This window comes from Streptomyces sp. SAS_272, assembly GCF_052543235.1.
The window spans coordinates 1-13,606 of sequence record NZ_JBMNDR010000109.1 but is presented as its reverse complement, the minus strand read 5'-3'; the positions used below and the strand labels follow the sequence as shown (position 1 = coordinate 13,606).

13 protein-coding genes are annotated in these 13,606 nt (G+C 73.1%); 6 read left to right on the top strand and 7 right to left on the bottom strand.

All coding sequences use genetic code 11. The features are described from left to right. Positions 1-125 precede the first annotated feature (125 nt). Together ACN6LD_RS37575 and ACN6LD_RS37570 are read left to right on the top strand one after the other, a co-directional pair. Positions 126-797, top strand: coding sequence for a FadR/GntR family transcriptional regulator (locus ACN6LD_RS37575; protein WP_171396276.1), 672 nt, complete (start codon positions 126-128; stop codon positions 795-797). A gap of 301 nt (positions 798-1,098) precedes the next feature. Next, entirely contained in the window at positions 1,099-2,061 is a 963-nt protein-coding gene (locus tag ACN6LD_RS37570) for a PAC2 family protein (protein ID WP_445045502.1), read from the top strand. Between the two features lie 123 nt (positions 2,062-2,184). On the opposite strand, the gene mshC is transcribed toward ACN6LD_RS37570, so the two are convergent. From mshC to ACN6LD_RS37550, 4 genes are all read right to left on the bottom strand, one after another. Further along, positions 2,185-3,414 carry a cysteine--1-D-myo-inosityl 2-amino-2-deoxy-alpha-D-glucopyranoside ligase gene (gene mshC / locus ACN6LD_RS37565; protein WP_445045501.1) on the bottom strand — a complete coding sequence of 410 codons (1,230 nt, stop codon included), beginning with the start codon at positions 3,412-3,414 and terminating at the stop codon, positions 2,185-2,187. Positions 3,415-3,553: 139 nt separating this feature from the next. Beyond that, entirely contained in the window at positions 3,554-4,387 is an 834-nt protein-coding gene (locus tag ACN6LD_RS37560) for an SCO1664 family protein (protein WP_445045500.1), read from the bottom strand. Further along, on the bottom strand, positions 4,351-4,941 hold the full coding sequence (locus ACN6LD_RS37555) for a DUF3090 domain-containing protein (protein ID WP_319192754.1): 591 nt from the start codon (positions 4,939-4,941) through the stop codon (positions 4,351-4,353). Before ACN6LD_RS37555 ends, ACN6LD_RS37560 begins: the two co-directional genes overlap by 37 nt. 112 nt (positions 4,942-5,053) lie before the next feature. Further along, positions 5,054-5,740, bottom strand: a complete 687-nt coding sequence (locus ACN6LD_RS37550) for a histidine phosphatase family protein (RefSeq protein WP_319192753.1) — start codon at positions 5,738-5,740, stop codon at positions 5,054-5,056. Positions 5,741-5,802: 62 nt separating this feature from the next. Between ACN6LD_RS37550 and corA the strand changes: the two genes are divergently transcribed. Beyond that, on the top strand, positions 5,803-6,798 hold the full coding sequence (corA, locus tag ACN6LD_RS37545; RefSeq protein WP_319192752.1) for a magnesium/cobalt transporter CorA: 996 nt from the start codon (positions 5,803-5,805) through the stop codon (positions 6,796-6,798). Between the two features lie 73 nt (positions 6,799-6,871). Here corA and ACN6LD_RS37540 read toward each other — a convergent pair whose 3' ends face one another. Both ACN6LD_RS37540 and ACN6LD_RS37535 read right to left on the bottom strand, forming a co-directional pair. Beyond that, a complete protein-coding gene (locus tag ACN6LD_RS37540) occupies positions 6,872-7,660 on the bottom strand; it encodes a ferritin-like domain-containing protein (protein WP_319192751.1) in 789 nt (262 codons plus the stop codon). Between the two features lie 235 nt (positions 7,661-7,895). After that, a complete protein-coding gene (locus ACN6LD_RS37535) occupies positions 7,896-8,951 on the bottom strand; it encodes an LLM class F420-dependent oxidoreductase (protein ID WP_445045499.1) in 1,056 nt (351 codons plus the stop codon). A 182-nt stretch (positions 8,952-9,133) separates the two neighbouring features. Here ACN6LD_RS37535 and ACN6LD_RS37530 point away from each other — a divergent pair, with 182 nt between their 5' ends. Continuing rightward, positions 9,134-10,120, top strand: a complete 987-nt coding sequence (locus tag ACN6LD_RS37530; RefSeq protein WP_319192749.1) for an aldo/keto reductase — start codon at positions 9,134-9,136, stop codon at positions 10,118-10,120. After that, positions 10,117-12,570, top strand: coding sequence for a helix-hairpin-helix domain-containing protein (locus ACN6LD_RS37525; protein ID WP_445045498.1), 2,454 nt, complete (start codon positions 10,117-10,119; stop codon positions 12,568-12,570). Before ACN6LD_RS37530 ends, ACN6LD_RS37525 begins: the two co-directional genes overlap by 4 nt. Positions 12,571-12,648: 78 nt before the next feature. Here ACN6LD_RS37525 and ACN6LD_RS37520 read toward each other — a convergent pair whose 3' ends face one another. Continuing rightward, positions 12,649-13,326, bottom strand: a complete 678-nt coding sequence (locus ACN6LD_RS37520) for a hypothetical protein (RefSeq protein WP_319187146.1) — start codon at positions 13,324-13,326, stop codon at positions 12,649-12,651. A gap of 47 nt (positions 13,327-13,373) precedes the next feature. Here ACN6LD_RS37520 and ACN6LD_RS37515 point away from each other — a divergent pair, with 47 nt between their 5' ends. Then, positions 13,374-13,562 carry a DUF5703 family protein gene (locus ACN6LD_RS37515; RefSeq protein WP_014671721.1) on the top strand — a complete coding sequence of 63 codons (189 nt, stop codon included), beginning with the start codon at positions 13,374-13,376 and terminating at the stop codon, positions 13,560-13,562. The last annotated feature ends 44 nt before the right edge of the window (positions 13,563-13,606 follow it).

Genomic DNA, 13,606 nt, shown 5'->3' with positions numbered 1-13,606 from the left:
GGAAGGGGCGGCTCCACCCCTATGGAGCTGCCCCTTTCGCAGGTGTGGAGGCAGTCCCCCGGTCTGGCCTCATAATGGCGACGATACATCCGATGTCTGGACGACGGACGAGAGCGAGGCCGGTCATGGCAGTCACCGACGAGGCGATCGAGAAGATCAAGGGCATGATCGTCTCGGGTGCGCTGCGCCCCGGCGACCGGCTCCCCAAGGAGAGCGAGCTGGCCGCCGACCTCGGGCTGTCCCGCAATTCCCTGCGGGAGGCGGTGCGCGCGCTGTCGCTGATCCGGATCCTGGACGTGCGGCAGGGCGACGGCACCTATGTCACCAGCCTCGACCCGCAACTGCTGCTGGAGGCGCTGAGTTTCGTCGTCGACTTCCACCGCGACGACACGGTCCTGGAGTTCCTGGCGGTGCGCCGGATACTTGAGCCCGCCGCGACGGCGATGGCCGCCCTGCGCATCAGCGAGCAGCAACTGGACGCCCTGGACGCCCAGTTGGACAAACTCGGCGCGGAGCCCTCGGTGGAGGAACTCGTCGCGGGCGACCTGGAGTTCCACCGCGGCATCGTGCAGAGCGCGGGCAACTCGGTGCTCTGCTCGCTTCTCGACGGGCTGTCCGGACCCACCACCCGGGCCCGGATCTGGCGGGGGCTGACCCAGGAGGACGCCGTCACCGGCACCCTGCGGGAGCACCGGGCGATCCTCGCGGCCCTGCGCGACCGGGACGCGGAGGCGGCCAGATCGTGGGCGACCGTCCACATCGCGAGTGTGGAGCAGTGGCTGCGGTCCACGCTGTGAGTCCGGCCGGGACGCCGTCACGGGTTCGCGGGGCGCTCGGATCCCGCAGCAGACGCCCGTTCGTCGCGGCCGATCCCGCCGATCGCGCCGATCGCGTCCATCCCCCTGGTCCCCCCGGATATCGGGCCTCCCGAGAGCCTCTCGCGCCGGCGCGGCCGCCCGGTGCGGGCTCCGGGGTGTTCAGGGGTGGCGAACGGGGCAGTGATCCGTTCACTCCCCCGTGCAAGGGGGCTGCGGGCGCCCCCGCAGAACGCCGTAAGGTTGGGTGGTCAAGCGAGGGCACGTCGGAAGGAGGCGCTGGGTGATCGAGCTCGAGGGGGTTCCCGAGCTGATCGACCCGGTCATGGTGGCCGCGTTCGAGGGCTGGAACGACGCCGGCGACGCCGCCTCCACCGCGGTCGCGCATCTGGAGCGGGAGTGGAAGGGCGAGGTGTTCGCGGCGCTGGACGCCGAGGACTACTACGACTTCCAGGTGAACCGTCCGACGGTGTGGCTGGACGCAGGCGTGCGCAAGATCACCTGGCCGACGACGAGACTGTCCGTGGTCCGGGTCGGCGGTGACAAGCCCCGCGACCTGGTACTGGTACGGGGCATCGAGCCGTCGATGCGCTGGCGCTCTTTCTGCAACGAACTGCTCGGCTTCGCCCACGAGTTGGGCGTGGAGCTGGTGGTCATCCTGGGCGCCCTGCTCGGCGACACCCCGCATACCCGTCCGGTGCCGATCAGCGGGACGACGTCCGACGCGGACCTGGCGCAGCGGATGGATCTGGAGGAGACCAAGTACGAGGGCCCCACGGGCATCGTGGGCGTCCTCCAGGAGGCGTGCACACATGCGGGCGTGCCCGCGGTGAGCCTCTGGGCGGCCGTGCCGCACTACGTCTCGCAGCCGCCGAACCCGAAGGCGACGCTGGCCCTCCTCAACCGCCTGGAGGACCTGATCGACGTCCGCATCCCCCTGGGCGAGCTGCCGGAGGACGCGCGCGCCTGGCAGGTGGGCGTGGACCAGCTGGCCGCCGAGGACACCGAGGTCGCCGAGTACGTCCAGACGCTGGAGGAGGCCCGGGACACCGCTGAGCTGCCGGAGGCGTCGGGCGAGGCGATCGCCCGCGAGTTCGAGCGCTATCTGCGGCGGCGGGACGGCGGCGGCCCGCCCGACCCCGGGGAGCGGACCCGTCCCCCGTGGCCCCCGAAGCCGAGCGAGGAGGCCGCCGGCGACAGGCCGAGCGAGGAGGCCTCCGACGACGGGGATTCGTCGGAGGACTGAAACCGGCGGAACAGCGAGAGCTGTGGGGCCGGCCGAGGCCGAGGTACGGCGATGACAGGGGCGGTGCGCCGGTGCGCACCGCCCCTGTCGCCGTTCCCGCAGGTGACGGCGGCTTCCGTACGGTCAGAGCGCCACGCCCAGCAGGGCGTCCACCGTACGGGACACGACTCCGGGGGCGCCGATGTCGGTGCCGCCCCCCTCCTGCTGGAGCGCGGCCCAGCGGTCGACGGCGGCCAGCGCGGCGGGTGCGTCGAGGTCGTTCGCGAGGGCTGCCCGGATCTCCTCGACCAGCGCCTCGGCGGGCGGCCCGTCGGGCCGGGAGACGGCGGCGCGCCAGCGGGCGAGCCGGGCCTGCGCGTCCGCCAGGACCTGGTCGGTCCACTCCCAGTCGGCGCGGTAGTGGTGGGCGAGCAGGGTGAGCCGGATCGCCGCGGGGTCGACGCCGTCCTGCCGCAGCCGGGAGACGAAGACGAGGTTGCCCCGGGACTTCGACATCTTCTCGCCGTCGAGGGCGACCATGCCGGCGTGGACGTACGCCTTGGCCATCGGGAACTCGCCGGTCAGCGCCTGGGCGTGGGAGGCGCCCATCTCGTGGTGCGGGAAGGCGAGGTCCGAGCCGCCTCCCTGCACGTCGAAGCCCATCCCGAGGTGGTCCAGAGCGATGGCCACGCACTCGATGTGCCAGCCGGGACGGCCCCGGCCGAGCGAGCCGCCCTCCCAGCTGGGCTCGCCCTCGCGGGCCGCCATCCACAGCATCGGGTCGAGCGGGTTCTTCTTGCCCGGGCGGTCCGGGTCGCCGCCGCGCTCGGCGGACAGCAGCCGCATGGCCGCCGCGTCCAGGTTCGAGACCTCGCCGAAGTGCGGGTCGGACTCGACGGAGAAGTAGACGTCGCCCTCGAGTTCGTAGGCGGCGCCCGCGTCCCGCAGTCGCTCGACGAGCGGGACGATTCCGGGTATCGCCTCGACGGCGCCTATGTAGTCGCGCGGCGGGAGCATCCGCAGGGCGGTCATGTCCTCGCGGAAGAGCGCCGTCTCCTTCTCGGCCAGGGCGACCCAGTCGACGCCGTCGCGCTCGGCTCGCTCGAGCAGGGGGTCGTCGACGTCGGTCACGTTCTGGACGTAGTGAACCTGCCGCTTGGTGTCGAGCCACACGCGCTGAACGAGGTCGAACGCGTTGTAGGTCGCCGCGTGACCCATGTGGGTCGCGTCGTACGGCGTGATGCCGCAGACGTAGATACGGGCGACGGGACCGGGGGCGAGGGAGACCAAGCCGCCGGTCGCGGTGTCGTGGATCCTCAGGTCGCGGCCCTGACCAGGCAGGGCGGGGACCTCGGAAGCGGGCCAGGCATGCATGTCATGAGCCTAACCGGACGGAACTTGCGGGTACGAACCGGAGCGGGCCGGATGGCCGGGAAGGCGTTCTTGTGCGATCCCGGCCGACGTGCCTTGCACGGCCCTCCGGCGGGAATCCTCGGAACGCCCCGGGGTGCGGCTACACGGGAGGCCAGGGGATCGCCGGCCACTCGCCCGTCGGCTCGGGATGGGTGCCCGACGCGAGCAGCGCCTCGGTACGCGCGCGCGTGGCGTCGAGTTCGGCGGGGGTGATCAGTGCGCTCAGGACGGCCGCCAGCTGCCCGTCCGGCTCCAGGGCGCCCTTGAGGCCCTTGAGCACGTCCACGGCCTCGCCCGTCAGCGGCTCCCCCGCCCAGCCCCACAGGAGGGTGCGCAGCTTGTTCTCGGCGTTGAAGGTGACGCCGTGGTCGATGCCGTAGAGCCGGCCGTCGGCGGTGGGCAGCAGATGGCCGCCCTTGCGGTCGGCGTTGTTGATCACCGCGTCGAGGACGGCGAGCCGCCTGAGCCGTTCGTCGTCGGCGTGCACCAGGAGCGCGGTGCGGCCCTCTCCGACCTCGGCGAACCCGACGGCCTTCCAGCCGGGCCCGGGCTCCTGCGCCTCGACGAGGGCGAGCAGCTCGGCTTCTGGGGCCGTCTCGATCCACAGCTGGCACATGCCCTCGCCGTACGGTCCCTCCCGCAGCACGGTCGGCGGCACCAGGCCCCAGCCGGTGGCCTCGGAGACCTCGTAGGCGGCCACCTCCCGCCCGGCGAGGGTGCCGTCGGGGAAGTCCCACAGGGGCCGCTCGCCGGCGACGGGCTTGTAGACGCAGGCGGCCTCCCGGCCCTCGTGGGCGACGGTGCAGTACAGCGCCGCGTTCGAGGCCTCACGGATGCGTCCGCGGACGGTGAGCTCACCGTGCGCGAGGAGTGCGGCGGTGGCGGGGTCGGTGGTCGTCACGCCCCCCGGCGGTATCCGTTCTGGCGCGGACATACATGTCCTTCCGGGTCGAGCGGCAGGCTGCACAGCGGGCACGGCGGACGGCCGGCGTTGACGACGTCGAGGGCGCGCTTGGCGAACGCCCTGGCCTGGGAGCCGCTGAGCCGGACCCGCAGCATCGGCGGTCCGTTCTCCTCGTCCTGCAGGAGTTTCTCCTCGGCCTCCGCGAGGTCCTCCTCGGAGTCCGCCTCGAGTTCCACGAGGGCCTGCGCCTCGACGATCATGCGCTGTTCCTCGCCGTCCCAGGCGAGGGCCATGGTGCCGACCCGGAACTCCTCCTCGATCGGGGTGTCGAGGGGCGCCGTGTCGGGGTTGTCGGCGGGCGACACGGCGGGTACCGCGGCGCTGCCGCCGCTGCGCCGGACGACCTCGTCCAGCAGCTCGTCCATGCGCTCGGCGAGTGCGGCGACCTGGGTCTTCTCCAGGGCCACGCTGGTCACCCGGGTACCGGCGGTGGCCTGGAGGAAGAAAGTACGGCGCCCGGGCAGTCCGACCGTACCGGCCACGAAGCGGTCCGGGGGGTCGTAGAGGAACACCTGACGGGACACGTCCTGATCTCCATGGGAATCGAGGGTCGTCGTGGGTCGGGGGGACGGATGAGGCTCGTCCGTACGGGTAGGCGCGCCTACACGAACCGCTTCACCCTACTGCGGCCGACGATCACGGTGCGCCCGCACCGCCCCCGACGGTCGCGTCCCCGGTCGGCGGCTCCTCGCGCGGTGCGAGGGAGGCCAGGTCGCCGGTGTCGCCGAGGCGTACGAGGAAGGGGCGCAGCCTGGTGTAACGGATCGCGGTGACGGAACACGGTTCGACGGAGATCCGCTGGAAGAGGTCGAGATGAAGCCCGAGGGCGTCCGCGACGAGCGACTTGATGATGTCGCCGTGCGAGCACATCAGATAGACGGCGTCGGCGCCGTGGTCGCGTTCCACGCGCGCGTTCCACTCGCGGACCGCCTCCGCGGCGCGGGTCTGCATGGCCCGCAGGGACTCGCCGCCGGGGAACGCGGCGGCAGAGGGGTGCGTCTGCACGACCTCCATCAGCGGCTCGTCCATCAGCTCGGCGAGTTTGCGGCCGGACCAGTCGCCGTAGTGGCACTCCCCGATCCGCTCGTCGGTGTGCGCGCGCAGGCCGGGGCGGGCGTCGAGGAGGGGCCGGATCGTCTCCTGGCAGCGTTCCAGGGGGCTGGCGACGACCTCCGCGAGGGGCAGCGCCCCGAGCCGCGCGGGCAGCGCGGCGGCCTGTGCGGCGCCGCGTTCGTCGAGGGTGACTCCCGGCGTCCAGCCGGCGAGCACGCCGGAGGTGTTGGCGGTGGACCGGCCGTGCCGGACGAGGATCAACGTGGGCATGCGGCCCAGGGTAGGCGCACGCCCGCGTGTGCCGGCGAGGGTGTGAGAGGAGAATCCGACGCGTGATCGTCGACTGTGCCATCTACCGTGACGGGCGCCGTGCAGAGGGCCCGCAGGACTTCTCCGACGCCGTGGACGAGGCGCGTTCCGCGGGCGGGTTCGTGTGGATCGGGCTGCACGAGCCCACCGAGAAGGAGTTCGACCACGTCTCCCAGGAGTTCGGGCTGCACCCGCTGGCCGTCGAGGACGCGCTGAAGGCCCACCAGCGGCCCAAGCTGGAGGTCTACGACGACTCCCTGTTCCTGGTGTTCAAGCCGGTCGTCTACGAGCCGGAGAGCGACACCGTCTCCTCCGGCGAGGTGATGGTGTTCCTGGGCGACTCGTTCCTGGTGACCGTCCGCCACGGCGACGGCGCCCCGCTGGCCGCCGTGCGCCGGCGGCTGGAGGACGAGCCGCAACTGCTCGCCAAGGGGCCGACGTCGGTGGTGTACGCGATCGCCGACGCCACCGTGGACCACTACCTGGACGTGGCGACCGAGCTGCAGACCGACCTGGAGGAGCTGGAGACGGAGGTGTTCTCGCCGGACGGGGGCGGTTCGCGCAACACCGCGTCGCGGATCTACACCTTCAAACGGCAGATCCTGGAGTTCCGCCGGGCCACGGGGCCGCTGGGGCCGCCGCTGACCCGGCTGGCGGGCACCAGCGCGGCCGGCCCCGGCGTGCCGTTCGTGAACGACAAGGCGCGTCCCTTCTTCCGGGACGTGAGCGACCACCTCACGCGCGTGAACGAGTCCGTGGAGGGCCTGGACCGGCTGGTGTCGGACATCCTCTCGGCGCATCTGGCACAGATGAGCGTCCGGCAGAACGACGACATGCGGAAGATCTCGGCGTGGGCGGCCATGGCCGCCGTGCCCACGATGATCGCGGGAATCTACGGCATGAACTTCGAGCACATGCCGGAGCTGCACTGGGTGTGGTCGTACCCGGCGGTGATCGTGGTGATGGGCGTGCTGGAACTGGTGCTGTTCCGGCTGTTCAAGCGGCGCGGCTGGCTGTAGGCGCGGCCGTCCGGCCTGCCTGTGGCCGGGCGGCCGAACGGGGCGGGCGGCCGGCTCCGGGCCCGTGGCCGGCTCAGGCGAACTCGGCGGCGGTGGTCGCCGGGCCGCCGAGCGCGTCGCGGCGCTCGGGCATCTCCAGGGACACCATGCGCCGCCAGCCGGCGACGCGCTCCCACGCGTACACGGCGTGGATACCGGCCGCGAGGACGGCCGCCTTCGCCCTCGGCCAGCCGAGGAGCCGGCCCATGTGGTCCATGACGGCGAGGCTGACGTCCCGGTAGACGCGGATCTCCGCGAGCGCACAGGCCCGCAGGGTGCGCTGGATGACCCGGCCGTGGCCCGCGCGGGCGAAACGCAGGAGTTCCTCGTGGCAGTAGGCGAGGTGGTTGTCCTCGTCGTTGGAGATCATCTTCACCGCGCGGCCGAGGTCGGGGTGGTCGGCGAAGTGCCTGCGCAGCAGTTCCATCTGCTCGGATGCGCGCTGTTCGGTGACCCGGCTGTGGGCGAGGTAGGTGACGATGTCCTGCACGCTCAGCGGCCTGTCCGCGGTGAGCCGGTCGTGGGCGAGACCGATGCCGCCGCGCTCCAGGAGCATCGTGTAGTCGGTCTCCGGCGGCACGGGCACGGGGTCCAGGCCGCGCCTGCGCATCAGGGCGTTGAAGATCCGCCCGTGCTTGTCCTCGTCGGCTCCGTGACGGGCGATCCTGGGGGCGAGATCGCGTTCGCTCTGCGGCACGAGCGCGGCGATCCGGGCGTTCTCCCAGCCGCCCTGCGACTCGCCGCCGGCGGCGATGGAACAGAACAGCGCGAAGGACCGGTCGTTGTCGATGATCTCCTGGAACAGACTCTTGGCCGAAAGCACTCGTCGATCACCTCTCCGCATGGCGCGTGATTACGCGACATTCCGTGAGGAACGAGTCAAATGCGGTGACGGCGACGGTGCAACAGCTGTGCCGGGCGGCTCCGCCGAACGGGGGATTTCGGGAGTCCGCGCGCAAGCGTAACCACGCACGCCCCGGCGCGTTGTTCTCCGTGACGGCCGTGGCGGGGAAGACCCCCGAGCCCCCACCACGGCCGCTGAATCTTCCGCTCCGCGGCTATCCGAGACCGGCGATCTCCAGTGCCCGGGTGCCCGCCCGCAGCGAGGCGAGGCGCTCCTCCAGGGTGAACCCGGCAGGCGCCAGCGTGAGGGTGGTGACGCCGGCCGCCGCGTAGGCCTTCATACGGTCGGCGATCCGCTCCACCGAGCCCAGCAGGGTGGTCTGGTCGATCAGCTGGTGCGGGACGGCGGCCGCCGCGCCCTGCTTGTCGCCGGCCAGGTACTTGTCCTGGATCTCGGCCGCCGCCTGCTCGTAGCCCATGCGCCGGGCGAGCTGGTTGTAGAAGTTCTGCTTGCGGCTGCCCATGCCGCCGACGTACAGCGCGGTGTAGGGGCGGAAGGTGTCGGCGAGTCGCTCGACGTCCTTGTCCTCGCCGAGCGCGAGCGGGAGCGTCGGGCAGATGTCGAAGCCGTCCAGGGTCTTGCCGGCCTTCTCGCGGCCGGCCCGCAGATAGGTGATCGCGGTGTCCTCGAGGTGGTCGGCGGACGGGAAGATCAGCAGTGCCCCGTCGGCGATCTCGCCGGTCTGCTCCAGGTTCTTCGGGCCGATCGCGGCGATGTACAGGGGGATGTGCTCGCGCTCCGGGTGCACGGTCAGCTTGATCGGCTTGCCCGGTCCGCCGGGCAGCGGCAGCGTCCAGTGCTCGCCCTCGTACGCCAGCCGCTCGCGCGTCATGGCCTTGCGGACGATCTCGACGTACTCGCGCGTGCGGGACAGCGGCTTGTCGAACTTGACGCCGTACCAGCCCTCGGAGACCTGCGGGCCGGAGACGCCGAGGCCCAGGCGGAAGCGGCCGCCGGACAGGGAGTCGAGGGTGGCGGCGGTCATCGCGGTCATCGCGGGCTGACGTGCCGGGATCTGGAAGATGGCCGAGCCGACGTCGATCCGTTCGGTCTGTGCGGCGACCCAGGTGAGCACGGTGGCCGCGTCCGATCCGTAGGCCTCGGCCGCCCAGCAGACGGCGTACCCGAGGCGGTCGGCCTCCTGGGCCACGGCGAGGTTGTCGCCGTCCATTCCGGCACCCCAGTAGCCGAGGTTGATCCCGAGCTGCATGGCCGATCCCCTTACTCATCAGTAACGACGCTGTTGCGCAGACCTTAGCGCGGCGGTGGACGGCCGGGGCCGCTCGGAGCGCGGCGAGGGCCGCCGCCTGCGCGGAACGGGCCGCCCGACCCGGAGATCCGGTTGTCCACAGGCAACCCACTGCCCAGTTCTGGCCAGTAATCTCGGCGTCCATGGAGCAGAGGCATCTCGGCCGCACCGGCCTGCGCGTGTCCCGTATCGGGCTCGGCACCCTGACCTGGGGTCGCGACACCGACGAGCACGACGCCGCGGACGTCATGAAGACGTTCTGGGAGGCGGGCGGGACCCTCGTCGACACGGCCGACGTGTACGGGGACGGGGACGCCGAGTACCTGCTCGGGCGGTTCATAGAGGGGCTGGTGCCGCGCCGGGACCTGATCATCTCGACCAAGGCGGGCAGCGTGCCCGACCCGGACCGCCGCTTCGACGGTTCGCGCGGTCATCTCCTCGCCGCCCTCGACGCCTCGCTGGCCCGGCTCGGCACGGACTACGTCGACCTGTGGCAGGTGCACGCCTTCGACCCGGACACCCCGCTTGAGGAGACGCTGCAGGCCCTCGACATCGCCGTCGCCAGCGGTCGCGCCCGGTACGCCGGCGTCTCCAACTTCTGCGGCTGGCAGCTCGCCAAGGCAGCCACCTGGCAGCTCTCCGCGCCGGGTACGCGGACACGGCTCGCGGCGACGCAGATGGAGTACTCGCTCCTGCAGCGCGGCATCGAGCGCGAGGTGCTGCCGGCCGCGCTGGACCTGGGCATCGGCCTGCTGCCCTCCTCCCCGCTGGGCCGCGGCGTGCTCACCGGCAAGTACCGCGGCGACGCCCTGCCGCCGGACTCGCGGGGCGCCTCGGACCACTTCGGGCTCTTCGTCGAGCCGTACCTCGACGACACGGCGAGCCGGATCGTGGACGCCGTGTCGACCGCCGCGGACGGGCTCGCGGTGACACCGCTGCAGGTCGCCCTCGCCTGGGTCCGCGACCGTCCAGGGGTGGCCGCCCCGATCGTCGGCGCGCGCAACGCGCAGCAGCTCACGGCGGCATTGTCAGTGGAGGCGCTTAGTCTTCCTGACGAGATCTGCCGGGCGCTCGACGATGTGTCGGCGCCCGAGCACCGCTATCCCGATCACGACTGGAGCACGCTGTGAGCACGGAGCCGGAGCCCCGGGACACGACGGAGAACACCGGACCGGGGACACCGCGGAGCACCGGGGCCCCCGCGATGCCGGACGCCGCCGGCACAGCGGACCCGCCCACCGCCTCAGCCGCCGTCGACGCCTCAGCCGCCGAAAGGACGGGTGCCGAGGAGCCGGAGGGCACAGAGGCCGGGCACGCGGAGGCCGGGGGCACGGAGGCTGCGGCCCCGGACGCCGGGGGCACGGAGAGTGAAGGCCGGGAGGCCGGGGGGTCCGAGGTCGGGGGCGCGGAGGGCGAGGGCGCTGACGCGGCGGGAGACGAGAGCGCGGGCGAGGGGGCGGACGGGGAGGCCGCGGCTTCGGGTGGCGCGGAGTCCGGTGACGGGGAAGCTGCCGGGCAGGTCTCCGAGGCTCAGGCCGAGCTGGCCGCGCAGAAGCTCGAGCGGGAGCGGATCGAGCGGCGGAAGGCCGAGAAGGCCGCGCCCATCGCCGCCGGGGCCAAGCTCAGCGGGACGGCCGCCGACCTGCTGGCGGCCGTGCGCGCGGTGGAGGGGGGCGCGAAGCCCACCACCGTCTTCGAAGACCCGCAAGCCGCCCCGGGCCGTGCCGCACCGGAGCCGGTGCGCCGCCCGCAGCAGGTGGCCGCCGGACCGGCGGCGCCGGCCCCGGACGCCGTGGAGGGCGTGCGGCGCGCGCTGGCCGACGGCGGTGCGCCCGAGGCGCTCGCGCCGCAGACCGCCGCCGCACTCGGCGAGGGCGCCGAGCACCTGCTGCGCGAGGACCCGTGGCACCTGCTGCGCGTCCCCGGTGTGCGTCCCGAACAGGCCGACGGGTTCGCGCGGGCGCTGCTCGGCCCGGACTGCGCCCCCGACGACGAGCGGCGCGGCCGCGCGGTCACGGTGTGGCTGCTGGAGCAGGCCGCCGTGGCCGGTCACACCGCCCTGGACCTGCCGGCGCTCACCGCGGCCCTCGGCCGCCGGTCCGTGCCGGACGCGGAGACGGCCGTCCAGAACACCCTCGCCGAGGGCGAGGCCCTCGCCTTCCAGGACGCCCTGAACGCGCCGGGCGCCGAAGAGTCGGCGTCGGCGTCGAGTCCGGCGTCGGGGGCGCACGCCGAAGGCGGCGAGGAGGACGAGGCCGAAGAGGAGAGCCGGCCGGTCCGTGTCCTGGTCGGACTGGAGCGTTACGCGCTCGCGGAGGAGAGCCTCGCCGACGCGCTGGCCCGCGTGGTCAACTCGCCCGCGAAGGACTCCGCCGCGGCGTGGGAGCCCGCGGCGGCCGCGGCGACCGGCAGCGCGGCCGAGCTGATCCGCGCCGTCGCCGGAAACGGTCTGGTGCTGCACACCGGCGGCGAGGCCGCCCGCGCCGAACCGGCCGCCCTGCTCACCGCGGCCCGGGCGCTGGGCCTGCGCGCGGTCGCCGCCTGCCACACGCCCGACGGACGGCGCCGGCTCGCGGCCCTCCTCGGCGCGGAGGGCGGCGCGGGCGACGGGGCGGTGGTGACCGTCCGCGGTCTGCTCTCGGGGGCCGAGGGGCCCGGCCGGGACGCCGAGGGGGCCTTCGCACTCGACCTGCTGGTCGTGCTCGACGCGCCGCAACTCGACGTGGAGAGCGCCGCGATGCTGGCGGAGTCGCTGCCGGACGGGGCCCGGCTGGTGCTGAGCGGGGATCCGGGTGTGCTCTGGTCCGCCGGCCCGGGGCGGGTCTTCGCCGACCTGCTGGCGGCGCGGGTGAGTCCGCAGATCGCCTCGCGGACCCCCGATCCGGGTCCGATCGGCGAGCTTGTCTCCGGCGTGGGCATCGGTGAGCTCAACCAGGTCGACGCGCCCGGCAAGGAGATCGTCATCGTGCCGGTGCGGGATGCCGGAGAGGCCGTGCACCGGACCGTGCAGCTGCTGGCCGAGTCGGTGCCGCGGGCCTTCGGGGTCGCGCCGGAGGACGCCGTGGTGATCACCCCGGGCCACGGCGGCGCGGCCGGCACGCGCGCGCTCAACGCCGCCCTGAAAGAACGGCTCAATCCGGGCCCCGGCCGCTTCGGCGGGTTCGACCCCGGCGACCAGGTGGCCTACTCCCCCGTGCCGGGCCGCACGGTGCCGGGCCGGGTGGTGACGGCCGACGCCGAGGGGCTGCACCTTTCCTGCGCCGAGGGCGCCGTGGTCGTCCCGAGAGAGCGGGTGGAGCACACCGTGCGGCACGGGTGGGCGCTGACCGCGCACCAGGCCGTGGGCAGCCGCTGGCCCGCGGCGGTCGTGGTGCTGCCCGGAGATGCCGCGCCGGCCCTCTCCCGCCCCTGGGTGTACACGGCCTTCGGCCGGGCCGAGCGCCATCTCTCCGTGGTGCACGGCGTCGAACAGGCCCTTCCGCGGGCCGTCGCCGAGGTCCCGGCGAAGCCTCGTACCACCCGGCTGCCGGTGCTGCTGCGCACCCAGGTCCCGGCGGCCGCCGAGCAGGCCCCGGTCTGACGCGGACGGCGGCGGCCGCCCAGGGTCCCCCTGCGCGGCCGCCGCCGTCGGTACGTCACGGAAGCAGTCTGCTGCCGGTCAGCGATCCGCGTCGAGGGGCTCCAGCTCTTCCTCCTCCAGCCCGTCCACAAGATCGTCGTCGGCGTCGTCGGCGTCGTCGTCGAAGACCGAACTGACGTCGAAGCGGCAGATCACGCTGCCCGGGTCGGGCTGGTCGAACGGCGTCTCCAGCCACTCCCCCGGGTCGGCCGGGTCGTCGGCGGCCAGCACCCACAGCGTCGAGTCGGCCTCCTCGAGGCCGAACTCCTTGTGCCGGGAGGCGATCTCGTCCGGTTCGAACTCGCCGAACAGGATGCCCAGCGCCCCGTGCACGGTGGCCGAGACCTCGGCGACCGTTCCCTCGTCCTCCGCCGCCTCCACCCGCTGCGCCTGCGCCATCAGCCGCTGAGGCTCCGCGACCGCGTAGTCGCGGCGGATCAGCACGCTCAGGGCGCTCGGCTCCTCGGGACCCGCGTACGGCGGCAGGGAGTCCTCCGCACCGGGGATCTCGAAGGGCGTGACCTCGTCGTAGCGGTCGTAGAGCAGTTCGTCGTAGACCTCGGCGGCCGCGGCCAGCTCGTTGAACGCCTCGTAGACGGCCTGGTCGTCCTCTCCCGTCCTGCGTTCGACCGCGGCCAGGTGGCGGTCGAGCGCGGTCTTGACCGCCTCGGCGGCGGCGCGTACCTCGGCAGCGGTGGGCTGCGCAGCATCAGACATAGTGCAGACGCTATCCGTACCGGGCCCCAGCCCGCACAATAGATGCGATGCCGGAATACGAATTTGTCGACGTGTACGTACCGCGCGGGGTCTCCCGCAAGGAGGCGACACGGCTGCTGACCGACCATGCCGAGTACGGACACTGGGAGTTGGACCGCCTGAGCCTGCTGCGCGACGGCAGTCGCAGGGTGCGGTTGCGCCGGCGCATCATCCGTCAGGTGCGGGCCACCTGGTGAAGCCGGGACGACGAAACGGAGCGGGGCCCCCCCTGGGGGGGGCC

Coding starts and splice junctions, on each gene's coding strand:
- ACN6LD_RS37575 (WP_171396276.1), top strand. CDS start 126: ATGGCAGTCACCGACGAGGCGATCGAGAAGATCAAGGGCATGATCGTC.
- mshC (WP_445045501.1), bottom strand. CDS start 3,414: ATGCATGCCTGGCCCGCTTCCGAGGTCCCCGCCCTGCCTGGTCAGGGC.
- ACN6LD_RS37560 (WP_445045500.1), bottom strand. CDS start 4,387: ATGTCCGCGCCAGAACGGATACCGCCGGGGGGCGTGACGACCACCGAC.
- ACN6LD_RS37550 (WP_319192753.1), bottom strand. CDS start 5,740: ATGCCCACGTTGATCCTCGTCCGGCACGGCCGGTCCACCGCCAACACC.
- ACN6LD_RS37535 (WP_445045499.1), bottom strand. CDS start 8,951: ATGCAGCTCGGGATCAACCTCGGCTACTGGGGTGCCGGAATGGACGGC.
- ACN6LD_RS37530 (WP_319192749.1), top strand. CDS start 9,134: ATGGAGCAGAGGCATCTCGGCCGCACCGGCCTGCGCGTGTCCCGTATC.
- ACN6LD_RS37520 (WP_319187146.1), bottom strand. CDS start 13,326: ATGTCTGATGCTGCGCAGCCCACCGCTGCCGAGGTACGCGCCGCCGCC.
- ACN6LD_RS37515 (WP_014671721.1), top strand. CDS start 13,374: ATGCCGGAATACGAATTTGTCGACGTGTACGTACCGCGCGGGGTCTCC.